Origin of the sequence: Polaromonas sp. (assembly GCF_043778355.1) — a bacterium.
Classification (GTDB): domain Bacteria; phylum Pseudomonadota; class Gammaproteobacteria; order Burkholderiales; family Burkholderiaceae_C; genus Polaromonas.
In genome coordinates, this window is the sequence record NZ_JAYWHI010000040.1 from 1 (window position 1) to 22108 (window position 22108).

Genomic DNA, 22108 nt, shown 5'->3' on the forward strand with positions numbered 1-22108 from the left:
AGGTCGAGGCCAGCGGCGCATTGGCCGCCACGCCGCCGGGGAAGTTGCCTTGCCAGCCGGCTTCCATGGCTTCCTCGATGAAGGGCAGGCTGAAGGGGCCAGCGGCCAGCATCATCAGTTCGCTGTAGCGCTGCTGGATCTCGCTGCCGCGGATTTTCAGCAGGCCGGCAATGTCCAGCGAGTTCTTGCCTGATTTCTCGGCCGACAACACACGCAGCACCAGCATTTCCAGCGCCACCACGTCGACTTCGAGTTTGGCGATCTCGTCGCGGAATCGCGCGTCTTCGTAGACACCTTCGGCCTTGGCGATGCGCTTGAGGCGCTCCAGCTCGCGTTTGGCGCGGTTCACATCGGCAATGTTGGTGCGCTCGTGGCTGAGCAGGTGTTTGGCGTAGGTCCAGCCCTTGTTTTCTTCGCCGACCAGGTTGTTGGCCGGCACTTCGACGTTGTCGAACCAGACCTCGTTGACCTCGGCCTCGCCGTCAAGCAGCACAATCGGCCGCACGGTGACGCCGGGCGACTTCATGTCGATCAACAGGAAGCTGATGCCGGTCTGCGGCTTGCCTTCCGTGCTGGTGCGCACCAGGCAGAAAATCCACTCGCCGTACTGGCCCAGCGTGGTCCAGGTTTTCTGGCCGTTGACGATGTATTTGTCGCCGACGCGTTCGGCCTTGCACTTGACCGATGCCAGGTCCGAGCCCGAGCCCGGTTCGCTGTAACCCTGGCTCCACCAGACGTCGCCGCTGCCGATGCCGGGCAGAAAGCGCTGTTGTTGCTCGGGTGTGCCGAAGGCCATGATCACCGGCGCCACCATCACCGGGCCGAAGGGCACGACGCGCGGCGCGCCAGCCAGCGCGCATTCTTCTTCAAACAGGTGTTTTTGCACCGCGTTCCAGCCGGGGCCACCGAATTCCTTGGGCCAGGCGTGGCCGAGCCAGCCTTTTTTGCCGAGGATTTTGGCCCAGCGCTGCATGTCGTCCCGGCTCAGGCGCAAGGCATTGTGAACCTTGTGCGAGATGTCGGCCGGCAGGTTGGCACCGACCCAGGCGCGGATGTCCTCGCGGAATTGTTGTTCTTCAGGGGTGAAAGCTAGATCCATAAACGGCATGTCTCCAATCGGTTCCGGTCACTGTGCAGTTTAAGCACGGTCGTTCGGAATTTTATGTCCCAGTTGGGACAAATAGCGAGCGATTCCACCTTGCAGAATGGTGGGCGGGAAACGCTGCCCGGCCGGGCCGGGATAATCGGCACATCTTGCCTTCCTACCGCACCATCATCAGCGCCCTCAGCGTCGGCCAGATTCTTGTCTGGGCGGTTTTGTATTACGGTTTTTCCTCGTTTGTGCTGCCGATGCAACGCGACATGGGCTGGAGTCAGCCCGACATCATGGGTGCCTTCACGCTCGGGCTGATGGTCTGGGGTCTGGCCACCTATGCGGTCGGCGCAGCCATTGACCGTGGTCGCGGGCGTGAGGTGCTGACCGGGGGCGCGTTGCTGGGCGCAGCGGGCTGCGCACTCTGGTCGCAGGCCTACAACCTGCCGCTGCTGTATGCGGCCTGGGCCTTGCTGGGACTGGCCATGGCCATGACGCTGTACGAGCCGGCCTTCATGGAGATCACCAAACGCTTTCCCGAGCGTTACCGCCAGGGCATCACCACCATCACCCTGGTCGGCGGTTTTGCCAGCACCTTGTCGTTTCCGGCGGTGGCCTGGCTGCAGGCTCGCCTCGGTTGGCGCCCCGCTTTGCTGGTAATGGCGCTGGTGCTGCTGCTGGTCGCACCGCTTCATGCCTGGGTGCTGCGCGGGGCCTGGCGGCGCCCGCGGGTGGCCGATGGCGTGCCGGTGCAAGCCACGCAGGACCAGGCAACGCTGCGCCAGGCCATGCACGGCAGTGCCTTCTGGTTGCTGACCGCTGCCTTCACTTTTTATATTTTTGCGATCTCGACCCTCTGGGCGCACCTGATGCCGGCCTTTGAATCACGCGGGTTGACCCAGGCCGAGGCGGTGGGGGTGATGGTCTGGTTTGGCCCGGCGCAGGTGGCCGGGCGCTTTGCGTTTTTATGGCTGGGCCGCTCGCTGAACCAGCGCACACTGGGACTGATGGTGCTGGCGCTGTTTCCGCTGTCGCTGGTGCTGTTTGCGCAGGGCCGCCAGCCCATGGTGCTGGTCGCCTTCGCGGTGCTCTTCGGTGTGGCCAACGGGCTGATCACCATCGTGCGCAGCAACATCGTGCCGGATTTTTACGGCCGCGAACATGTGGGCCGCATCACCGGCGCCATGTCCGGCATCGCGCTGTGCACACGCGCCGCCGCGCCTTTCCTGACCGCCTGGGCCCTGCTGGCAATCGGCGGCTACACCGGCCTGCTCTGGGGCCTGGTCGGCATGGGTGTGGCGTCTTTTGCGCTGTTTGCTCTGGCCAGACGGCCGGCGCACCGCCCCTGACCGTGATAATCCAGTGCACGCTTCCTGTTTTATGCCCCGTCCCAAAAACATCGTCATCCTTATTTCAGGCAGCGGCTCCAACATGGCCGCCATCGTCCAGGCTGTGCAGCAGCAGGGCTGGCAGCAGCAGTTCGGCGCGGCGGTTGCGGCGGTGATCAGCAACCGGCCCGGCGCGCCCGGCCTGCGACTGGCGCAGGCGCTGGGTGTCGCGACGCATCTGCTGGACCACCACGCTTTCGAGACCCGCGAGGCCTTTGATGCCGCCTTGATGCAACTGATTGACAGCCACCAGCCCGCGTTGGTGGTGCTGGCCGGTTTCATGCGCATCCTCACACCGGCTTTTGTCGCTCACTATGCGGGGCGCTTGATCAACATCCATCCTTCGTTGCTGCCAGCTTTCACCGGCTTGAACACGCACCAGCGCGCGATTGACGCCGGCTGCACGCAGGCGGGATGCACGGTGCACCAGGTCACGGCGGAACTCGACCACGGTCCGATCCTGGCGCAGGCGGCGGTGCCGGTGTTGCCGGAGGACACGGCGGACACCCTTGCGGCGCGTGTGCTGGTGGAAGAGCACCGGCTCTATCCGCAGGCGGTGCGCGGCTGGTTGCAAAGCCAGGTCTGAGCTGCTGAAGATACAAAAAGATACCGAGCCAATACCCGAGTCGTGAACACGGTTGAATCCAGACGCGATGCGTGCCCGTATTCAACACAGCCGTTGATGTCCCCTTCCGGATGTCGGCTGATTGTTCAACTTCATCAAAGGGTATTCACATGCAAACGAAACACAAACTGGCTTCCATTGGTCTCGCCGTCATGATGTCCATGGCAGCGGCTTCCTCCTTCGCACAGGTGATGGTCGGTGGCGCGCCCATGCTGGCTTCCAAGGACATCATCGACAACGCCGTCAACTCCAAGGACCACACCACCCTGGTTGCCGCTGTCAAGGCCGCTGGCCTGGTCGATACGCTGAAAAGCGCCGGTCCTTTCACCGTGTTTGCACCAGTCAACGCCGCTTTCGCAGCGCTGCCTGCCGGTACCGTCGAAACGCTGCTCAAGCCTGAAAACAAGGGCATGTTGACCGGTATCCTGACCTACCACGTGGTGGCCGGCAAGATGGACGCTGCCGCATTGACCAAGGCCATTGCCGACGGCAAGGGTTCTGCATCCCTGAAAACCGTGGCCGGCGGCACGCTGACGGCCAAGGCCATGGGCGGCAAGGTCATGGTGACGGACGAAAAAGGCGGCTCGGCCACCGTGACCATCGCTGACGTGTACCAGTCCAACGGCGTGATCCACGTCATTGACAAGGTGCTGTTGCCTAAATAACTTCCGCTTCGCCTTCCGGGGCGACGCTGAAAGGAAAAGCCCCCGCCCGGTTTGCGCCGAGCGGGGGCTTTTATTTTCTTGTCATGCCGGGCTCGACCCGGTATCCATGACTTTCCTGGCTGCGGATACCTGGATGGCGGGTCAAGCCCGCAATGACACATCCAGCTGGTGCAGTGCCGCCTTGACGATGCTGGCCGCGTCCACACCGAAAAATCCGCGCAAGGCCGCGCGGGTATCGCTGCGGCCAAAGCCGTCGGTGCCCAGCGTCAGGTAGCTCCGGCCCGGTGGCAGGAAGGCGCGAATGCTCTCGGGCACGGCGCGCACGTAGTCGGTGGCCGCGATGATGGGGCCTTCGCTGGCTGACAGTTGTTGCGCAACAAAGGTTTCCCGCGCTGGCTCTCCGGCGAGCGCGCGCTGCTGGCAGGCGGCGCCGTCACGCGCCAGTTCGCTCCAGCTCGTCACGCTGAAAACCGTCGCTTCAATGCCTTGTGCGGCCAGTTGCTGCGCCGCCTTGATCACCTCGGTCAAAATCGCGCCGGAGCCCATCAGGGTGATTGTTTGAAGCTTTTCAGGGGGTTTGCCCATGTCGGGCGTGCGTGAATAGCTACTGAATTGATAGCAACCTTTAAGGATGTTGGCCTCTGCGCCGGGCCGCAGGTCGGGCTGCGCATAGTTCTCGTTCATCAGCGTGACGTAATAAAACACGTCCTGCTGCTCCACCATCATCTCGCGCACACCCTGATCGATGATGACCGCGAGTTCGCAGGCGAACGCGGGGTCGTAGGCCTTGCAGTTCGGAATGGTCGCTGCCACCAGGTGGCTGGAGCCGTCCTGGTGCTGCAGGCCTTCACCGCCCAAGGTGGTGCGGCCCGAGGTAGCGCCCAGCAAGAAGCCGCGCGCGCGCTGGTCGGCGGCGGCCCAGATCTGGTCACCGACGCGCTGGAAGCCGAACATAGAGTAGTAGATATAAAAGGGCAGCATGGCCAGCCCGTGCACGCTGTAGCTGGTGGCGGCGGCCGTCCAGCTCGCCAGCGCGCCGGCTTCGCTGATGCCTTCTTCAAGAATCTGGCCGTCCCGCGCCTCGCGGTAACTGAGCACCGAGCCGATGTCCTCCGGCGCGTACTTCTGGCCCACGCTCGAATAAATGCCGACCTGCTTGAAGAGATTGGCCATGCCGAAGGTGCGCGCCTCGTCGGCGACGATGGGCACGATCCTGGGCCCGAGCGATGCGTCTTTCAACAGGCCACCCAGCATGCGCACAAAAGCCATGGTGGTGCTCATCTCCTTGCCGTCGGCGCTGAGGGCAAAACCGGCGTAGGTGGGCAGGGCGGGCACGGCCACGGTGTCGGCGACGGTTTCGCGTTTCGGCAGGTAGCCGCCGAGTGCCTGGCGCCTGGCGTGCAGATACTGCATCTCGGCGCTGTCGGCGGCGGGCTTGTAGAAGCTGAGGTTTTTCGCCTGCTCGTCGGACAGCGGCAAGTTGAAGCGGTTGCGAAATTCGATCAGCTCCTCGCCGTCGAACTTCTTCTGCGAATGGGTGGTCATCTTGCCCTGGCCGGCGCTGCCCATGCCGTAGCCTTTTTTGGTGTGGGCCAGAATCACCGTGGGCTGGCCGGTATGGCGGGCCGCGGCGGCATAAGCTGCATGGATTTTCACCAGGTCGTGGCCGCCGCGTTTGAGCCGGTCGATCTGTTCGTCGCTCATGCCCTGTGCCAGCCGCGCGAGTTCGGCGTTCTGGCCGAAGAAGTTGTCGCGGTTGAAGCGCCCGTCTTTCGCGGCGAAAGTCTGCATCTGGCCGTCTACGGTGTGTGCAAAGGCCTGCGTCAGTGCACCAGTAAGGTCGCGCGCAAACAGGCCGTCCCAGTCGCTGCCCCAGACCAGCTTGATAACCTTCCAGCCGGCACCGGCAAAAAGCTTTTCCAGCTCGTCGATGATGCGGCCGTTGCCGCGCACCGGCCCGTCCAGACGCTGCAGGTTGCAGTTGACGACCCAGACCAGGTTGTCCAGGCCTTCGCGCGCGGCCAGCGTCAGTGCGCTCATGGATTCCGGCTCATCCATCTCGCCGTCGCCGAAGACGCCCCATACTTTTCGCCCCGTGCAGTCGAGCAGGCGTCGGTGCGTCAGGTAATGCATGAAACGCGCGTGGTAAATCGAGCTGATCGGGCCTATGCCCATGGAGCCGGTCGGGAACTGCCAGAAGTCAGGCATCAGATACGGGTGCGGGTAACTCGACAGGCCTTGCGCGCCCTGGCCGGTCGCCGACAGCTCCTGCCGGTAAAAGCCCAGGTCTTTCTCGGCCAGACGGCCTTCGAGGTAAGCACGGGCATACACGCCGGGTGCGCTGTGGGGCTGGAAAAACACCAGGTCGCCGCGATGCTGCCCTTCACCGAGGCCCTCGCGGGCGCGGAAGAAGTGGTTGAAGCCGGTTTCGAACAAATCGGCCGCGCTGGCATAACTGGCAATGTGGCCGCCCAGTTCACTCGAACCGCCAGACTCGGCCTGGTTAGCGCGCACCACCATGGCCAGCGCGTTCCAGCGCATCAGAGAAGCCAGGCGCTCCTCGATTGCGAGGTCGCCGGGGAACACGGCTTGTTCGTCGACGGCAATGCTGTTGACATAAGGTGTTGACAGTTCGGGCGTCCAGCCGACGCGCTGCTCGCGTGCCAGCTGCGCCAGTTGGTCGAGCACGAAACGTGCGCGCGCCGGCCCCTGTGCCGCGGCCAGCGCGATGAAGGCCTCGCGCCATTCGGCGGTTTCCTGCGGGTCGGTGTCGGGCGGTGTCGGAGTGGGCATGTCGTGCAACAGGGCGTTCAAGGGCAGAGGTGCGTTCATGGGTCCAATATACGGAACGATGCGCGACATAAGTAGCCAATATGAGCTGTAGATTAGGATAGAAGCGGCATAAAATTCCGCGAATAAAGGATATATCAGGCCATGAAGCTGGATGTCATCGATTTACGCATACTTGACGAATTGCAGCGTGACGGCGCGCTGTCCAATGTGGAACTGGCCCGGCGCGTGCATTTGAGCCCGTCGCCTTGCCTGGCGCGTGTCAAGGCGCTGGAAGCTGAGCGGGTGATCGATCGTTATGTGGCCATCACCAACGCGGCGGCGCTCGGGCTGGGCCTGACGGTCTTCATTTCGATCAGCCTGCGTTCGCAAAACAAGCAGTCGCTGGCCGAGTTCGAGCGGCGCATTGCCGAACACGATGAGGTGATGGAGTGTTACCTGATGACGGGCGACAGCGACTACCTGATCCGCGTCGCCGTGGCCGATATGGGTGCGCTGGAGAAATTCATTCTTGAGCAGCTCACGCCGATTCCGGGCATCGACAAGATACGGTCCAGTTTTGCGCTCAAGCAGGTCAGGTACAAGACGGCCCTGCCGCTGCCCGCACTGTGAAAAACGCGGGTGAAGCATTTCAGCGCAACGGAGCGCGCTGCGTTGGCAATTTTTCGTCGTGCAGTGCCGGATGCGCGACTTCAATCGCATTGATTTTGGCCACCAGGTCTTCCCGCCGGGTGCTTTCTTCAAATGGCATGCTTGCCGGCTCGCCAGCCGTGTCGATGAACTGGACGTAACGCCGAGGTCCTGATGTCATGCGCCGCAGCCGGGTCTTGAGACTGTCGATGACCTGCTGGCCAGTCTGCTCGCCTGGCGTGCCGTGCCAGATGGCAATGTGCAGGTTGAAGGCGTCGGGCTCGTCCAGCTTGTCGGACAGGCGGATGCAGTCGGCCAGGATTTTTGTGGAGACTTCGGAGACAGCTTCGCGGTTGACCGGGCCTTCGATCAGCATCAGGAACAGGTTTTCCTCGTAGCGCACCACCGTGTCCACGTCGCGCGCCGCCCGTCGCAGAATTTCACCGATACGCGACAGCGCGACGCTGCGCGTGTGGTCGCTCAGTTCGTCAGGGCTCGGGGCCTGGTTCAGCCAGCGCAGCATCACGACGCCGCATTCCGAGCGTCTGCTCTGCGCGCGCAGCAGCATTTGTGACAGCCTGCCCTCCATCACGCGGGGCAGCATCAGGCCGCTGGCCGGGTCATAGGTCGCCAGGGCAGCGATACGGTGGTTGGAAAACAGCCCTGCCCGACTGCGCCAGGCCAGCACAAAAAAGATCCACAACAAGCCGACCATGGCTGACAGCACGCCCGCTGCCTGGGCCGATTCAAGGTTCGAGACCCAGCCTGCGTTGTAGAAAATCCGCGCCAGCGCCGCCAGGGCGATGGGCGCTGTTCCCAGCAACAGGAGCCGGTTCCAGGCCTGGCCTCGCACAGACATCCAGACCAAGCTGCCGAGAATTGTCAGTGTGGCCAGCGCCAGCCACAGGTTGCGCAGGTCGCGCGGAATGAAGTCTTGCCGGATCGCCATCAGAGCGGCCATCAGCAGGCTGCCGGCGCTGACGGCGGCAAGCACCTGGTAGATGTGTGGATGGCTGCTGCGTGCGTAGCTGGCGTGGGCGCAGAACCAGGCGCCTGCAGCCATGCTCAGCGCAGCCGATACCCAGCCCATGACCTGGTTCAGGTGTACGCTGCCCGGCCACATGCGCCAGCCACCGTAGCCGATCAGCACCAGTTGCGTGAACATCAGCGTCACCACCACGGCGCCAAACCATAAAAACACGCGGTTGCGGCCCATCGCGAAGGCGGCCAGGCTGAGCGTGGCCAGCACGCTGAACATGCCCCACATCAGGCCGATCACCACGCCCACGCGCGACGCGCCATCCACGTAGTCGACCGGAGACAGCAGCATCGGACGACCCGTGAGTGCCCGGTTGTTCTCGAAGCGCAGGTAGTAGGTCTGCGCGCGGTCGCTGCGGGTCTGCAGCTCAAAACTCGGCACGCGGGTACGCAATGACCAGTCGGCCGGCGCAAGCGCGAGGCCGGCCGACTGGACCCGCCATTCGCCCTGCGGCCCACGCGAAAACAGGCTGGCCCTGACCAGTGCCTGGCCTGGCAAGCGGATGAACCAGGTTTGCAGCGACTCGGTGGCTGGCAGCGAGAAGGTGGCCCAAACGTCCTGGCTGGCGGAGGTGGGAAGCGCCGTGGTGCCGGTATAAGGCTGCAGGCGCAGGGGGCCTGCGGCGGTGAGGGCATCCGGCGACACGATGCTGCCTTTGGGTACCGCCACCCACTGCAGTGGCTCGGCCAGCGTGATGGTGGCGCTGTCGCCGTACAGACGATCAAAGTCTTGCGCGTGACCCGGATGCAGCACCAGGCAAAGCAACACCCCAAGAAAACCGCGCCAGCTTGTCTTACTGTCCATCGGCATAGCTTATGGCAGATGTGTGTGTTGTCCGGTCGCCAGGCGTCCGGTCATCACGATGTCACAACAATTGACCACCATGCGTGTTCCAACAACAACGGATGACCCATGTTTTATTCCCGCCCTGCTGCCACCCGGCGCTACATGTTCATGTCGATTTCCCCCGCGCTGGCCGCCGCGCTGCTGGCCGCGCCGCTGCATGCACAGACCGCCTTCCCGGCCACGCTGGCGGGTCACGCGCTGCTGCCGGCGCAGTCTTTCATCGCCGCACCCAAGGACGCGCCGCAAGACCTCCGGAGTGCCGGAAAATTCACCACCGGCAAACGTGTCGAGGCCTTGGGTACGGTCGAAGGCCTGTCGGCGGGCCGCCCCACCGGCGTTTCGTTGCCCTTCAAGGGCCAGCCCATTCAAGGCCACTCCGGCATCAAGAAGATGGCAGACGGCAGCTTCTGGATCCTGACTGACAACGGCTCGGGCGCGAAGGCCAATTCGCCCGATTCCATGCTTTATCTGAACCGGTATGCCGTGGATTTCAAGGGCGGCGGCATGAAGCGGCTGGAGACGATTTTTCTGAGTGATCCGAACAAGAAGGTGCCATTTCGCATCGTCCAGGAGGGAACGAAACAGCGCTACCTGACCGGCAGCGACTTCGACACTGAAAGTTTCCAGATCGCCGGCGGCGCGTTCTGGATTGGCGACGAGTTCGGCCCTTACCTGATCAAGGCCGACATGAAGGGCCGGGTGTTGGCCGTGTTTGAAACCCAGGTCGATGGCAAGCTGGTACGTTCGCCCGATCATCCGGCGGTGACCACGCCTGGCATGCCCGGCGGTGTGGTGGACTTTCAGGTGCGTCGCTCCAAGGGTTACGAAGGCATGGCCGCTTCAAAAGACGGCAGCAAGCTGTATGCGCTGCTGGAAGGCGCCTTGTGGGATGCAACGACCAAGGGCAACGAAAAACTCGATGGCAAGGACTACCTGCGCGTGCTTGAATTCGACGTGAAGACCGAAAGCTGGACCGGTCGCCACTGGAAATATGTGCTCGAAGGCGCCAGCCACGCGATTGGCGACTTCAACATGATCGACGACACGACCGGGCTGATCATCGAGCGTGACAACGGCGAAGGCACGGCAGACAAGGCCTGCCCCGAAGGTGTGAGGCGCACCGACTGCTTCCATGACCTCGCGAAATTCAAGCGGGTCTACAAGGTCGAACTCAGCGAGGCCAATGTCGGCTCGGTCGTGCGCAAGATCGGCTATATCGACCTGATGGCGATAAACGACCCCAACAAGCTGGCGCGCAAACCGCTGAACAATGGCGTGCTGACCTTTCCCTTCTTCACGATTGAAAACGTCGACGTGGTGGATGCCACCCACATCATCGTGGGCAACGACAACAACCTGCCGTTTTCCAGCAGCCGGGAGCCGAACAAGGCCGATGACAACGAGTTGATTCTGCTGGAAGTCGGAGATTTCCTGAAAGCCAACTGAGCTGGACCGGGCGCTGGCGGCAAAGGTGTGGGTGTGCAGCAGACCGACCATTGCCCGCCACGCGCACCTGCGTCCCGTTTATAGCTACAGTGAGGGCCCGTCACTTTTTGGAGACCCGCCATGCCTGCCCCGCCCCGGTTCCTGCCACTGACGGGCCTCTACGAACCATCGGCCATCCAGCAGCTTGCCGATGGACGCTTCCTGGTGGTCGAGGACGAACAGGCGCATCCATTGAGTCTGGTCACGCTGAGCGCCGATGGCACGGTCAAGAGCCGGGCCATGGGGCCTGGCTGGTTCGAGGGGAACGATGCGTTCTGGAAGCTCGATGACCTGGAAGGGTTGACGGCCGACACCCAGGGCTGGCTTTACGCGCTGACCTCGCACTCGCGCAATGACGATGGGGACGAGAAGAAGTCGCGCGACAAGCTGGTGCGTTTCCGGATCGAGGGGGACCGCGTTCGCGAACCCCTGGTTGTCGGCGGGCTCAAGCCGGCCCTGGTCGCAGCGCACCCGGTACTGGCAGGCGCCGCCCGGATCGAAAACGTCAAGTCGGACGGTGGCCTCAACATCGAGGCGCTGGAGATCACGCCGGACCGGGAGCGTTTTCTGGTGGGGTTTCGCAGCCCCCTGCTGGACGGCGCAGCCATCATCGCGAGCATAACCAACCCGACTGCCATGTTTGACGCTGGCGAGCCTCCGCGCCTGTCGGGCGGCTTGCTGACACTGGATCTGGGCGGGCAGGGGATTCGCGGCATGGCCTGGATCGCGGCGCTTGGCGGTTACCTGATCATCAGTGGACCCGCATCGCTGACGGACCAGCCATTTGGACTCTGGTTCTGGGACGGTCAAGCCCTGTCGCCTGCACACCGCGTCACGGTTCCCGGCTTGCTGCACTTTGAACGGGCGGAAGGGTTGAGCACAGCCTTGATCGATGGTGTGTCATACATCGTTATCGTCAGCGATGACGGCAAGCGGGAGAAAGGGCGCGTTGCGCATTTTGTGCTGCTGGAGCCCGGGCAACTGCAGATATCCCCCTGAAGCGGGAAGCCCGGGCGACCGTGGCTGACAATTTGCTACTGAATTGATAGCTGCTTGCGACCGCCAGCCATGGGCTGGAGGCCTGAAAGACTATATTTTTGACTGGAACACCAGCCCGGCGTGTTCGCGCAGCGCGTGGAACTTGATCTTGGGCCACTGCTGCTCCACCGCGCGCAGGGTGGCGCTGTGGTCCACCAGCAGCGTGGGGGCGTCCACGGCGTCGAGTGCCACGCGGTGGGAGTTGGCATCCATGAATTTTTTAAGCTCGTTCGGGTCCTCGCTGGTGACCCAGCGCGCCAGGTTGAACTGGCTGCCCATGATGCGGGCCTTGACGCCGTATTCATGCTCCAGCCGGTGCGCGACCACTTCAAATTGCAATTGCCCCACCGCGCCCAGCAGCAGCAGCGAGCCCGCAATCGGGCGAAAGACCTGAATCGCGCCTTCCTCACCGAGCTGGGTCAGGCCGGCGCGCAGCTGCTTGCTGCGCAGCGGGTCGGCGACCTCGACCGCGCGGAACATCTCGGGCGCAAAAAAGGGCAGGCCAGTGAATTGCAGCGCTTCGCCCTCGGTCAGCGTGTCGCCGAGTTGCAGCACCCCGTGGTTGGGGATGCCGATGATGTCGCCGGCGAAGGCGGTGTCCAGCAGCTCGCGGCGCTGGCTCATGAAACTCACCACGGTGTTGGGGCGCAGCTCCTTGCCGCTGCGGACCACTTTGAGCCGCATGCCGCGCGTGAACTCGCCGCTGGCAACGCGCAGAAAGGCGATGCGGTCGCGGTGGGCCGGGTCCATGTTGGCCTGGATCTTGAAGACCACGCCGGAGAATTTCTTTTCCTCGGGTTGCACCACGCGCTGCAGGGCTGCGCGTTCGGCCGGTGCCGGCGCCAGGTCAACCAGCGCGTCCAGCACTTCCTGCACGCCGAAGTTGTTGATGGCCGAGCCGAAAAACATCGGGGTTTGTTTGCCGCTCAGGAAATCTTGACGGCTGAACTCGGGCGACGCGCCTTCCAGCAACTCGAGTTCGTCCTGTGCCTGCGTAAATTCGGCGCCAAAACGTTTGGCCGCTTCGGCGTTGTCCAGTCCCGCCAGGATTTCATCGTCGCCGCCGGCCTTGTCCTCGCCGGGGCTGAACACACGCATGCGGTTTTCGCGCCGGTCGTAAACGCCGTGAAACAGCTTGCCCATGCCGACCGGCCAGGTGAAAGGCACGACCGTCATGCCGAGTTCCTGCTCGATCTCGTCCATCACGCTCATCGGGTCCTGCACCTCGCGGTCCATCTTGTTGACGAAGGTCAGGATGGGCGTGTTGCGCGCGCGACAAACCTGCAGCAGGCGGCGTGTTTGCGGTTCCACGCCGTTGGCCGCGTCGATCACCATCAGTGCGGCGTCCACGGCCGTCAGCACGCGGTAGGTGTCTTCAGAGAAGTCCTGGTGGCCAGGGGTGTCGAGCAGGTTGATCACGCAGTCGCGGTATTCCATCTGCATCACCGACGAAGCCACCGAGATGCCGCGCTGCTTTTCGATCTCCATCCAGTCGGAGGTGGCGTGACGCGCCGCCTTGCGTGCCTTGACGCTGCCGGCGATCTGGATCGCGCCGGAGAACAGCAGCAGCTTTTCGGTCAGCGTGGTTTTACCCGCGTCGGGGTGGGAAATGATGGCAAACGTGCGGCGGCGCTTGACCTGCTTTTCAATTTCGGTGAATTCGTGGGGAGAGGACATAACCCATGATTATCGGCGACGGGGCCGGTCACGGTCATTACGGCTGTTGCGATTGTTTGGCGAAACGCGGCTGGCGGATGCCGTTTATCACCAGCTCTTCATTGAACATCGCAGCCGGACGCACCCAGAGGCCCTTGTCGCCGTACAGCGCGCGGTACAGCGTCATCGGCTCCAGGCTTTCGCTGTGCCGCACCGTGCCCACCACCTCGTACATCAAGCCCTTGTAGTGGCGGTACAGGCCGGGTGGCGTTTCTATCAGCGGCGGGAGTTCGTCGGACATGGGTTTCCTGGTAGCGGGAGCGGCCTGTGGGCCTGCGGTGGGACAATAGGGCATGCATCCTAACGCCTTACTCGACAGTTGTACTGTTCTCCTCAAGCAGGTTCTCCGCTTCGACCACCCCGCCGACATGGTGGTGTCACGCCACTTCCGTGAGCAACGACTGGGCCCGCGCGAGCGCGCCACCGTGGCCGAAACAATTTATGGTGTGCTGCGCAAGAAAAACCTTTACACCTATCTGGCTCAGCACGGCAGTGGCCCGACCGAGCGGCGACTCGCCATTCTCGGGTTCGCTGCGGAGCGGGATTTTCTCATGGGCGCGCTCAATGATCAGGAGAAGGATTGGCTGACCCGCTGCGACCAGGTCAAACCGGAGGACCTGATGGAGCTGCACCGGCACAACCTGCCGGCCTGGCTGGTTGAACCGCTGAAAGCCCAGCTCGGTGACGACTTCTGGCCGCTGGTTGAAAGCCTCAATGCGCCCGCTGGCCTGGATCTGCGCGTCAACACGCTCAAGGACAAGCGGGCTGAAGTCCAGAAGGAGCTTGCCAAAGCGGCTATTAAAACAGTAGCAACCCCGTATTCCCCGTGGGGTCTGCGCATGACGACCAAACCGGCCTTGAACAAGCTGGACGCCTTCACCCGTGGCGCCATCGAGGTGCAGGACGAAGGCTCGCAACTGTTGGCCCTGCTGGTCGATGCCAAACGCGGCGAAATGGTCGTCGACTTCTGCGCCGGCGCCGGCGGCAAAACCCTCGCTCTGGGCGCCAGCATGCGTAACACCGGGCGGCTGTACGCCTTCGACACCTCGGGCCACCGCCTCGACGCCCTGAAACCCCGGCTGGCGCGCAGTGGCCTGTCGAATGTCCATCCCGTGGCGATTGCCCACGAACGCGACGATCGCATCAAGCGTTTGGCCGGCAAGATCGACCGTGTGCTGATTGATGCTCCCTGTTCCGGGCTGGGGACCTTGCGGCGCAATCCCGACCTGAAATGGCGACAAAGCCCCAAGGCAATTGAAGAACTGACGGCCAAGCAGGCTGCGATTCTGCAAAGCGCCGCACGTCTGCTCAAACCCGGCGGGCGGCTGGTGTACGCCACTTGCAGCGTGTTGCGCGATGAAAACGAAGCCATCGCCCAAGCCTTCACTGACGCAAATAAAGATTTCACTCCCCTTGAAACCAGTGACGTTTTGACGCACCTTGGTGTGGAAGATGCCGCCAGGTTATGCAGCGGACCTTACTTGCGCCTGTGGCCCTATCTGCATCAGACCGACGGGTTTTTCGCTGCAGTTTGGCAAAAAGTTTGAAACATTTAGCAGCACGAAGCCGTTGAATCGCGAATCTTTTGCGAGTTTTCCGGATTTACCGTAGTTTTACCGGAAACGCGGGTTTCTTCATGGCTGAGGTTTGGTGATTTGTCCCGCCCCGCCTACAATAGGGGCAACGCCCAAACACGGTTTTGCAAGGTGACGTCGGGCTTTGTTACAAATTGTTTAAAGGACCCCCATGATTTTGTTTGATGCCGCCCTCGACTGGTTGGCTCATGGACTGATTGCTGCCAGCTGGTGGCAAATCGTGCTGTACACGCTGGTGACGACCCATATCACGATCGCCAGCGTGACGATTTACCTGCACCGTCACCAGGCGCATCGCGCCATGGACCTGCACGCAATCCCGTCACACTTTTTCCGCTTCTGGCTCTGGCTGGGGACCGGTCAGGTCACCAAGGAATGGGTGTCCATCCACCGCAAGCACCACGCCAAATGTGAAACCATGGACGACCCGCACAGCCCGCAGGCGCATGGCATCAAGAAGGTGTTCTGGCAGGGCGCGGAGCTGTACCGTGCCGAGAGCAAAAACAAGGAAACCATGGCCAAGTTCGGCCATGGCACGCCGAGCGACTGGCTCGAACGCAATCTGTATACGCGTTACAGCTGGCAAGGCGTTGGCCTGATGATGATCATCAACTTGGCATTGTTCGGCGCAGCTGGCCTGGCCGTGTGGGCGGTGCAAATGGTTTGGATCCCCGTGACGGCGGCCGGCATCATCAACGGTATTGGCCACTACTGGGGTTACCGCAACTTCGAGGCACCGGACGCCAGTACCAACATCTCGCCCTGGGGCATCATGATTGGCGGTGAAGAGTTGCACAACAACCACCATACCTACCCGACATCGGCCAAGTTTTCGGTCAAGCCGTATGAGTTCGACATTGGCTGGGTTTACATCCGCGCCCTGGAAAAGGTTGGCCTGGCAACTGTCAAGAAGTTGCCGCCCAAACTGACACTCGGTTCCATCCAGCCGGTGGCCGACGAGAAAACGCTGGAAGCCCTGATTGCGCACCGCTATGAAGTGATGGCCGGCTTTGCCCGCGAACTGCGCCGTGCCGGCAAGATCGAGATCGAGGCACTCAAAGCCCGCAAGGCCGACATCTCGGTGCTGAAAGTTGCCAACCGCTGGCTGCACCGTGATGACGACAAGGTCCCTGCGGCTGCCAAGCCCCAGATTGCCCAGGCCCGTGCCGAGCACCCTGTGCTCGACAAGATGGTCACCATGCGCGAAGAATTGCGTCAAATGTGGTTGTCGACCTCCGCATCGCGCGAGCAACTGGCCGGTGACCTGCAAGCCTGGTGCCGCCGCGCTGAAGAAAGCGGTATCACCGCCTTGCGCGAATTTTCCATGAATCTGCGCGCCGCACGCGCTTAATTAAAGTCCTGCTTCACACCAAGCCGCACCAGCGTTATCGCTGCTGCGGCTTTTTCATGAGTGGTGCACCATTGCACCATGACCGTCATCCCGGACTTGATCCGGGATCCATGCCGCGTGAACTACTGTTCCAGGTCCGCGCCACATGGATTGCGCGTCAGGCCCGCAATGACAAATTCGGCGATTGATCCCTTCCCATCAAGCAGCAGGCATAAAAAAACCCGCCGGGAGCCAGCGGGTTTTCTAAAAAACGCTGCCAGGCAGCGCCGAACCAATCTGAATTACTTCAGCTTGATTTCCTTGTATTCCACATGTTTGCGTGCCTTGGGATCAAACTTCATGATCAGCATCTTGTCAGGGGTGGTCTTCTTGTTTTTGGTGGTCGTGTAGAAGTGACCAGTGCCGGCAGTTGATTCCAGCTTGATTTTTTCGCGCGCGCCTTTAGCCATGATGATGCTCCTTAGATTTCGCCGCGGGCACGAAGGTCCACCAGGACCGCGTCGATACCGAGCTTGTCAACAAGGCGCAAACCGGCGCTGGTGACGCGCAGACGCACCCAACGGTTTTCGGTTTCGACCCAGAAACGGCGGTGTTGCAGATTAGGCAAAAACCGGCGCTTGGTTTTGTTGTTGGCGTGGGAAACATTGTTCCCCACCATCGGGCCTTTGCCCGTTACCTGACAGACGCGTGCCATGAGCACTCTCCGTAAAAAAATAGAAATCGGATGCCGGCTCCCGGAGGATGCTCAGCTAAGCCATAGATTATAGCCTGAAAATCACAAGCCGCCAACTCTGGTTGGCAGCGTCCCTCACGAACCGGCCCCAAGCTGCGTTCTAGCTGCTTTGCTCAAGGAAGCGCTGGGCGTCCAGCGCCGCCATGCACCCGGTCCCGGCGCTGGTAATGGCCTGGCGGTAGACATGGTCCTGCACGTCACCGGCAGCAAACACGCCCGGCACGCTGGTCATGGTGGCAAAACCCTGGAGCCCGGTTTTGGTAATGATGTAGCCGTCTTTCATTTCGAGCTGACCGGCAAAAATGTCGGTGTTGGGCTGGTGGCCGATGGCGATAAAACAGCCTTGCAGGGCAATGTCTTCGGTCGTGCCTGACTGGGTGCTTTTGAGTCGCACGCCGTTGACGCCCGCGCCGTCCCCCAGAACTTCGTCCAGGGTTTGATGCAATTTCAGCTCGATCTTGCCGGCGGCGACTTTCTCGTGAAGCTTGTCGATCAGGATGGCCTCGGCCTTGAACTTGTCGCGGCGGTGTACCAGCACCACCTTGCTGGCAATGTTCGACAGATACAGCGCTTCTTCCACGGCCGTGTTGCCGCCGCCGACCACGCAGACCTTCTGGTCACGGTAGAAAAAACCGTCGCAAGTGGCGCAGCCCGATACACCCCGGCCCATGAAAGCGGTTTCCGAAGGCAAGCCCAGGTACTTCGCCGAGGCTCCGGTGGCGATGATCAAGGTGTCGCAGGTATAGGTGCCGCTGTCGCCCGTCAGTGTGAAAGGACGCTGGCTGAAGTCGACCTTGTTGATGTGGTCAAAAATGATCTGCGTCTTGAAACGCTCGGCGTGCTCCAGGAAACGCTGCATCAAGTCAGGTCCTTGCACGCCCATGGCGTCCGCAGGCCAGTTGTCCACGTCGGTGGTGGTCATGAGCTGACCGCCCTGTGCAATGCCGGTGATCAATACCGGATTGAGGTTGGCGCGAGCTGCATAAACTGCGGCGGTATAACCGGCGGGGCCTGAACCCAGGATGAGTACTTTGGAGTGGTTCATAAGTGAAATTCTGATTCGGAAAGCATTGGAACTCAGTTAGAGTCGTAAATAGCTGGGGCTGGCTGGAAGGTTTCAAACCCAGCGGCCTGAAAATTCGGCGGTTGCCTTTGACGCATTGTAAGAACTCGAGCGAAGCCCCTTCGGTGACGCAAGCAGGAGAAGTTTGATATGTCCACGATGGTGTCCAACCTTGAACTGATTCGCCGGGTACCCCTGTTTTCCATGTTGACCGCGCCGCAGGCGGAATCGATTGCTGCGGCCGTGATCAAACGGCGTTACAAGCGCGGAGAAGCCATCGTCGAGCAAGGCAAACAGTCCAATGCCCTGGCGATTTTGCTGACCGGGCGGGCGCGCGTCGTGACCACCGATGCCCGTGGACGGGAGGTCATTCTGGCGACCTTGCATCCTGGCGACTATGTCGGTGAAATGAGTTTGATCGACAGCGAACCGCATTCAGCCACGGTCCGCACCGAAGTCCAGACCGATGTGCTGGTGGTCGGTCGGCCGGAGTTCGCCCGCTGCCTGCCCGAAAACAGCTCCATGGCGTATGCGGTCATGAAAGGCCTGGTGCAGCGCCTGCGCCATGCCGACCGCAAGATTGAATCACTGGCCCTGATGGACGTGTATGGCCGCGTTGCCAGGGCCTTGCTGGAGTCTGCTGTTCCCGATCGTGAGGGCAACACCGTCATTCGAGACAAGGTGTCGCGTCAGGATCTGGCCAAGATGGTCGGCGCCTCGCGCGAAATGGTCAGCCGCGTGATGAAAGACCTGGAAGAGCGCGGTTACATCGAGACACGCGCCGATGGCTCAATGTGGGTCAAGGATCGTCTCAATTCCCTGGGTTGAACGACCGATTTTTGCCGTCTGTGGGGTCATGGGCGCCAGTTCAACTGAGGTAAGCTCAGCCCTGGTTTTATGACTTACTCCCTCGACACCTTGAACACCAGAACTTCTGCCGCTGCACCTGTTGCCGGCGGCGTGAAACGCTTTGCCCACGAAGTCAGCCTGATTCTCGGTCTGCTGGCGCTGGCCTTCTGGCTGGGCGCACTGATCAGCTACTCACCTCAGGACGCGGCCTGGTCCACCACCGGTAGCCGGGAAGCGACTGAGGCTGCTGCCCGTAATTGGGGCGGGCGACTGGGCGCGCATCTGGCGGATGCCAGCTACTTCTTGTGCGGATTTTCGGTGTGGTGGGCGCTGGCTGCGGGTGTGCGCGCATGGCTCGGTTCGCTCGCGCGGGGCTTGCGCAGCCAGCCGACCTCGGTTTCGGCCGTCGGACGCCTCCGGTTCTGGTCCAGCCTCGTGCTGTTGCTGCTGGCCAGTTCCGGACTGGAATGGTCGCGCCTTTACCGCTTTGAATCCCTGTTGCCAGGGGGGCACGCGGGCGGGGTCCTGGGCTACCTGGTCGGTCCGGCCAGCGTGAAATGGCTGGGCTTTACCGGCTCGGGACTGGTCTGGATTGCCCTCGGCGTGATCGCGGTGTCAGTGGTCTTTTCTTTCTCGTGGGCCCATACCGCCCAGCGCATAGGTGCATGGATTGACGAGCTGGTTGAATCGCGCCGCGAAAAACGCGAGATCGCCGAGGACCTGGCGGTGGGCCGGGTTGCGGCCCGCCAGCGCGAAGAAACGCTGCATGAAGAACGCATCGAAATTGAGGAGCACCACCCGCTTCCGGTGCTGATTGAACCGACGCTGGCCGACATTCCCAGGAGCGAACGTGTCGCCAAGGAGCGGCAAAAACCGCTGTTCAGCGAGATGCCGGACTCCAAGCTGCCCCAGGTCGATCTGCTCGACGGCGCGTTGGTGCGGCAGGAAACGGTGGCGCCCGAAACGCTGGAGATGACCTCGCGCCTGATCGAGAAAAAACTCAAGGACTTTGGCGTCGAGGTGCGCGTGGTCGCCGCTGCGCCAGGGCCGGTGATCACGCGTTACGAGATAGAACCCGCCACCGGTGTCAAGGGCGCGCAAATTGTCAATCTGGCCAAGGACCTGGCCCGCGCGCTGAGCCTGGTGTCGATCCGCGTGATCGAGACCATTCCCGGCAAGAACTACATGGCACTGGAGCTGCCCAACGCCAAGCGCCAGTCGATCAAGCTCAGCGAGATTCTCGGCTCGCAGGTCTACAACGAAGCCAAGTCCATGCTGACCATCGGTCTGGGTAAAGACATCAGCGGTGCGCCGGTGGTGGCCGATCTGGCGAAGATGCCGCATTGCTTGGTCGCCGGTACCACCGGCTCCGGCAAGTCGGTCGGCATCAACGCGATGATTTTGAGCCTGCTCTACAAGGCCGATGCGCGCGATGTGCGCCTGTTGCTGATTGATCCCAAAATGCTGGAAATGAGCGTTTACGAAGGTATCCCGCACCTGCTCGCGCCCGTGGTCACCGACATGCGCCAGGCCGCGCACGGCCTGAACTGGTGTGTGGCCGAGATGGAAAAGCGCTACAAGCTGATGAGCAAGATGGGTGTGCGCAATCTGGCGGGTTACAACGTCAAGATCGATGAAGCCAAGGCGCGCGGCGAGTTCATCTACAACCCCTTCAGCCTGACGCCGGAGCAGCCCGAGCCGCTGGAGCGCCTGCCTTACATTGTGGTGGTGATCGACGAGCTGGCCGACCTCATGATGGTGGTCGGCAAGAAGATCGAGGAACTGATTGCGCGGCTGGCGCAGAAAGCGCGCGCAGCCGGTATTCATCTGGTGCTGGCCACGCAGCGTCCCAGCGTTGATGTGATCACCGGCCTGATCAAGGCGAACATTCCGACGCGCCTGTCTTTCCAGGTCAGCAGCAAGATCGACAGCCGCACCATCCTCGACCAGATGGGCGCCGAAGCTTTGTTGGGCATGGGCGACATGCTCTACATGCCCAGCGGTACCGGTTTTCCAATCCGGGTGCACGGCGCATTTGTCAGTGACGACGAAGTCCACCGCGTGGTCGCTTACCTCAAGCAGCAGGGCGAGCCCAACTACATCGACGGTGTGCTCGAAGGCGGCACCGTTGACGGCGAAGGCGATCTGCTGGGGGATGGCGGCGGCAGCAGCGAGGGCGACAAGGACCCGATGTATGACCAGGCCGTGGAAATCGTGCTGAAAAACCGCAAGGCCTCGATCTCCCTGGTCCAGCGGCATCTGAAGATCGGCTACAACCGGGCCGCCCGCATGCTCGAAGAGATGGAAAAATCGGGAATGATCAGCGCCATGTCGGGCAGTGGCCAGCGTGAAATTCTGGTGCCTGCGCGCGCCGAAGGATGACAGGCCGGCCTTTACTGCCCCGATACATTGTTCTGGCAACCAATCCGGCGCGGCGGTGTCCCAAGGACATGTGCATCGCTCGCCGCCCGACATCACCTGGAACACCATGAAGCTTACTTTTTCATCCCCCGTCGCCCCTGTTATCTGCCGCGCTTTGCGTTTCACGCTGGCTGGCCTGATGGGCCTGGTCGCTGTCGCTGCCAGCGCCCAGGTTTCCACGGTCAGTGGGCTGGAAAGCCTTGAGGCCTTCGTCAAGAACACCAAAAGCGGGCGCGCCGCCTTCACCCAGGTGGTGACCAGCCCGGCGCGTGATGGGCAGTCCGCCAAAACCAAAACCTCCAGCGGTACTTTTGAGTTCCTGCGGCCCAACCGCTTCAAGTTTGTCTATACCAAGCCGTTTGAACAAAGCATCGTCTCCGATGGCCAGACCTTGTGGCTGCACGACGTGGACCTGAACCAGGTCACGGCGCGCAAGCTCAGCCAGGTGCTGGGCGGCACGCCCGCCGCCGTGATTGCCGCGGCTGCTGACATCAGGGCGCTGCAGAACGATTTCACGCTGGTGCCGCAACCCGACAAAGATGGTCTCGAATGGATCCAGGCGACGCCAAAGACCAAAGACGGTCAGGTTCAGAGCATCACGGTCGGTTTCAAGGAAAGCGCCAAAGGCAGCGAGCTGGCCCGGCTGGAAATTCTGGACAGCTTTGGTCAGCGTTCAGTCATGACCTTCAGCAATTTCGAGGTCAATCCGTCGCTGAATACGGCCGGGTTCCAGTTCAAGCCACCCGCCGGCGCGGACGTGATCCGCCAGTAAACTTTGCAG

General features: G+C 61.9%; 19 protein-coding genes. 11 read left to right on the forward strand and 8 right to left on the reverse strand.

All coding sequences use genetic code 11. The features are described 5' to 3' along the window. Window positions 1–1099 (reverse strand): acyl-CoA dehydrogenase family protein (locus ACH2CW_RS07135; RefSeq protein WP_395056541.1); only part of this gene is annotated, 1099 nt, incomplete at its 3' end. A gap of 155 nt (window positions 1100–1254) precedes the next feature. Between ACH2CW_RS07135 and ACH2CW_RS07140 the strand changes: the two genes are divergently transcribed. From ACH2CW_RS07140 to ACH2CW_RS07150, 3 genes are all read left to right on the forward strand, one after another. Then, the gene (locus tag ACH2CW_RS07140) at window positions 1255–2442 is read left to right on the forward strand and encodes an MFS transporter (RefSeq protein WP_395056543.1); all 1188 of its coding nucleotides are present in this window, start codon (window positions 1255–1257) and stop codon (window positions 2440–2442) included. Window positions 2443–2473: 31 nt separating this feature from the next. Beyond that, window positions 2474–3067, forward strand: a complete 594-nt coding sequence (gene purN, locus ACH2CW_RS07145; RefSeq protein WP_395056545.1) for a phosphoribosylglycinamide formyltransferase — start codon at window positions 2474–2476, stop codon at window positions 3065–3067. 149 nt (window positions 3068–3216) lie between these two features. Then, window positions 3217–3771 (forward strand): fasciclin domain-containing protein, encoded by a 555-nt coding sequence (locus ACH2CW_RS07150; RefSeq protein WP_395056547.1) that lies wholly within the window; start codon window positions 3217–3219, stop codon window positions 3769–3771. A 141-nt stretch (window positions 3772–3912) separates the two neighbouring features. On the opposite strand, the gene mdeB is transcribed toward ACH2CW_RS07150, so the two are convergent. Beyond that, window positions 3913–6603 carry an alpha-ketoglutarate dehydrogenase gene (mdeB, locus tag ACH2CW_RS07155; protein ID WP_395056549.1) on the reverse strand — a complete coding sequence of 897 codons (2691 nt, stop codon included), beginning with the start codon at window positions 6601–6603 and terminating at the stop codon, window positions 3913–3915. Window positions 6604–6705: 102 nt separating this feature from the next. Here mdeB and ACH2CW_RS07160 point away from each other — a divergent pair, with 102 nt between their 5' ends. Further along, complete coding sequence (locus ACH2CW_RS07160) at window positions 6706–7173, forward strand: Lrp/AsnC family transcriptional regulator (RefSeq protein WP_395056551.1); 468 nt, start codon at window positions 6706–6708, stop codon at window positions 7171–7173. A 19-nt stretch (window positions 7174–7192) separates the two neighbouring features. On the opposite strand, the gene ACH2CW_RS07165 is transcribed toward ACH2CW_RS07160, so the two are convergent. Continuing rightward, window positions 7193–9034 carry a 7TM diverse intracellular signaling domain-containing protein gene (locus ACH2CW_RS07165; RefSeq protein ID WP_395056553.1) on the reverse strand — a complete coding sequence of 614 codons (1842 nt, stop codon included), beginning with the start codon at window positions 9032–9034 and terminating at the stop codon, window positions 7193–7195. A gap of 150 nt (window positions 9035–9184) precedes the next feature. Here ACH2CW_RS07165 and ACH2CW_RS07170 point away from each other — a divergent pair, with 150 nt between their 5' ends. After that, window positions 9185–10522, forward strand: coding sequence for an esterase-like activity of phytase family protein (locus ACH2CW_RS07170; RefSeq protein ID WP_395056581.1), 1338 nt, complete (start codon window positions 9185–9187; stop codon window positions 10520–10522). A 120-nt stretch (window positions 10523–10642) separates the two neighbouring features. Further along, window positions 10643–11560, forward strand: a complete 918-nt coding sequence (locus tag ACH2CW_RS07175) for a DUF3616 domain-containing protein (RefSeq protein ID WP_395056555.1) — start codon at window positions 10643–10645, stop codon at window positions 11558–11560. A 90-nt stretch (window positions 11561–11650) separates the two neighbouring features. On the opposite strand, the gene ACH2CW_RS07180 is transcribed toward ACH2CW_RS07175, so the two are convergent. Together ACH2CW_RS07180 and ACH2CW_RS07185 are read right to left on the reverse strand one after the other, a co-directional pair. Next, the gene (locus ACH2CW_RS07180; RefSeq protein WP_395056557.1) at window positions 11651–13276 is read right to left on the reverse strand and encodes a peptide chain release factor 3; all 1626 of its coding nucleotides are present in this window, start codon (window positions 13274–13276) and stop codon (window positions 11651–11653) included. 37 nt (window positions 13277–13313) lie between these two features. Further along, window positions 13314–13556 (reverse strand): DUF1653 domain-containing protein, encoded by a 243-nt coding sequence (locus ACH2CW_RS07185; RefSeq protein WP_395056559.1) that lies wholly within the window; start codon window positions 13554–13556, stop codon window positions 13314–13316. A 52-nt stretch (window positions 13557–13608) separates the two neighbouring features. On the opposite strand from ACH2CW_RS07185, the gene ACH2CW_RS07190 reads away from it, so the two are divergent. After that, window positions 13609–14862 carry an RsmB/NOP family class I SAM-dependent RNA methyltransferase gene (locus tag ACH2CW_RS07190; RefSeq protein WP_395056561.1) on the forward strand — a complete coding sequence of 418 codons (1254 nt, stop codon included), beginning with the start codon at window positions 13609–13611 and terminating at the stop codon, window positions 14860–14862. A 199-nt stretch (window positions 14863–15061) separates the two neighbouring features. Continuing rightward, window positions 15062–16261 carry an acyl-CoA desaturase gene (locus ACH2CW_RS07195; protein ID WP_395056562.1) on the forward strand — a complete coding sequence of 400 codons (1200 nt, stop codon included), beginning with the start codon at window positions 15062–15064 and terminating at the stop codon, window positions 16259–16261. Window positions 16262–16542: 281 nt separating this feature from the next. Here ACH2CW_RS07195 and rpmG read toward each other — a convergent pair whose 3' ends face one another. From rpmG to trxB, 3 genes are all read right to left on the reverse strand, one after another. Then, on the reverse strand, window positions 16543–16710 hold the full coding sequence (rpmG, locus tag ACH2CW_RS07200; protein WP_007863188.1) for a 50S ribosomal protein L33: 168 nt from the start codon (window positions 16708–16710) through the stop codon (window positions 16543–16545). Between the two features lie 11 nt (window positions 16711–16721). Continuing rightward, window positions 16722–16955 (reverse strand): 50S ribosomal protein L28, encoded by a 234-nt coding sequence (rpmB, locus tag ACH2CW_RS07205; RefSeq protein WP_395056564.1) that lies wholly within the window; start codon window positions 16953–16955, stop codon window positions 16722–16724. A 139-nt stretch (window positions 16956–17094) separates the two neighbouring features. Further along, window positions 17095–18039: a thioredoxin-disulfide reductase gene (gene trxB / locus ACH2CW_RS07210; RefSeq protein WP_395056566.1), complete on the reverse strand. Its 945-nt coding sequence runs from the start codon at window positions 18037–18039 to the stop codon at window positions 17095–17097. Window positions 18040–18207: 168 nt separating this feature from the next. On the opposite strand from trxB, the gene ACH2CW_RS07215 reads away from it, so the two are divergent. The 3 genes from ACH2CW_RS07215 (at window position 18208) to lolA (ending at window position 22099) form a co-directional block, all read left to right on the forward strand. Beyond that, complete coding sequence (locus ACH2CW_RS07215) at window positions 18208–18885, forward strand: Crp/Fnr family transcriptional regulator (RefSeq protein WP_395056568.1); 678 nt, start codon at window positions 18208–18210, stop codon at window positions 18883–18885. Window positions 18886–18954: 69 nt separating this feature from the next. Beyond that, complete coding sequence (locus tag ACH2CW_RS07220; protein WP_395056570.1) at window positions 18955–21288, forward strand: DNA translocase FtsK; 2334 nt, start codon at window positions 18955–18957, stop codon at window positions 21286–21288. Window positions 21289–21466: 178 nt separating this feature from the next. After that, window positions 21467–22099 (forward strand): outer membrane lipoprotein chaperone LolA, encoded by a 633-nt coding sequence (gene lolA / locus ACH2CW_RS07225; RefSeq protein ID WP_395056583.1) that lies wholly within the window; start codon window positions 21467–21469, stop codon window positions 22097–22099. The last annotated feature ends 9 nt before the right edge of the window (window positions 22100–22108 follow it).

Excerpts from the sequence above, each read along its gene's own strand:
- trxB (WP_395056566.1), bottom strand. The coding sequence starts at position 18,039 with ATGAACCACTCCAAAGTACTCATCCTGGGTTCAGGCCCCGCCGGTTAT.
- ACH2CW_RS07190 (WP_395056561.1), top strand. The coding sequence starts at position 13,609 with ATGCATCCTAACGCCTTACTCGACAGTTGTACTGTTCTCCTCAAGCAG.
- ACH2CW_RS07170 (WP_395056581.1), top strand. The coding sequence starts at position 9,185 with ATGTCGATTTCCCCCGCGCTGGCCGCCGCGCTGCTGGCCGCGCCGCTG.
- purN (WP_395056545.1), top strand. The coding sequence starts at position 2,474 with ATGCCCCGTCCCAAAAACATCGTCATCCTTATTTCAGGCAGCGGCTCC.
- ACH2CW_RS07185 (WP_395056559.1), bottom strand. The coding sequence starts at position 13,556 with ATGTCCGACGAACTCCCGCCGCTGATAGAAACGCCACCCGGCCTGTAC.
- lolA (WP_395056583.1), top strand. The coding sequence starts at position 21,467 with ATGGGCCTGGTCGCTGTCGCTGCCAGCGCCCAGGTTTCCACGGTCAGT.
- ACH2CW_RS07195 (WP_395056562.1), top strand. The coding sequence starts at position 15,062 with ATGATTTTGTTTGATGCCGCCCTCGACTGGTTGGCTCATGGACTGATT.
- rpmB (WP_395056564.1), bottom strand. The coding sequence starts at position 16,955 with ATGGCACGCGTCTGTCAGGTAACGGGCAAAGGCCCGATGGTGGGGAAC.
- rpmG (WP_007863188.1), bottom strand. The coding sequence starts at position 16,710 with ATGGCTAAAGGCGCGCGCGAAAAAATCAAGCTGGAATCAACTGCCGGC.
- ACH2CW_RS07175 (WP_395056555.1), top strand. The coding sequence starts at position 10,643 with ATGCCTGCCCCGCCCCGGTTCCTGCCACTGACGGGCCTCTACGAACCA.
- ACH2CW_RS07165 (WP_395056553.1), bottom strand. The coding sequence starts at position 9,034 with ATGGACAGTAAGACAAGCTGGCGCGGTTTTCTTGGGGTGTTGCTTTGC.
- ACH2CW_RS07150 (WP_395056547.1), top strand. The coding sequence starts at position 3,217 with ATGCAAACGAAACACAAACTGGCTTCCATTGGTCTCGCCGTCATGATG.
- mdeB (WP_395056549.1), bottom strand. The coding sequence starts at position 6,603 with ATGAACGCACCTCTGCCCTTGAACGCCCTGTTGCACGACATGCCCACT.
- ACH2CW_RS07220 (WP_395056570.1), top strand. The coding sequence starts at position 18,955 with ATGACTTACTCCCTCGACACCTTGAACACCAGAACTTCTGCCGCTGCA.
- ACH2CW_RS07160 (WP_395056551.1), top strand. The coding sequence starts at position 6,706 with ATGAAGCTGGATGTCATCGATTTACGCATACTTGACGAATTGCAGCGT.
- ACH2CW_RS07180 (WP_395056557.1), bottom strand. The coding sequence starts at position 13,276 with ATGTCCTCTCCCCACGAATTCACCGAAATTGAAAAGCAGGTCAAGCGC.
- ACH2CW_RS07215 (WP_395056568.1), top strand. The coding sequence starts at position 18,208 with ATGTCCACGATGGTGTCCAACCTTGAACTGATTCGCCGGGTACCCCTG.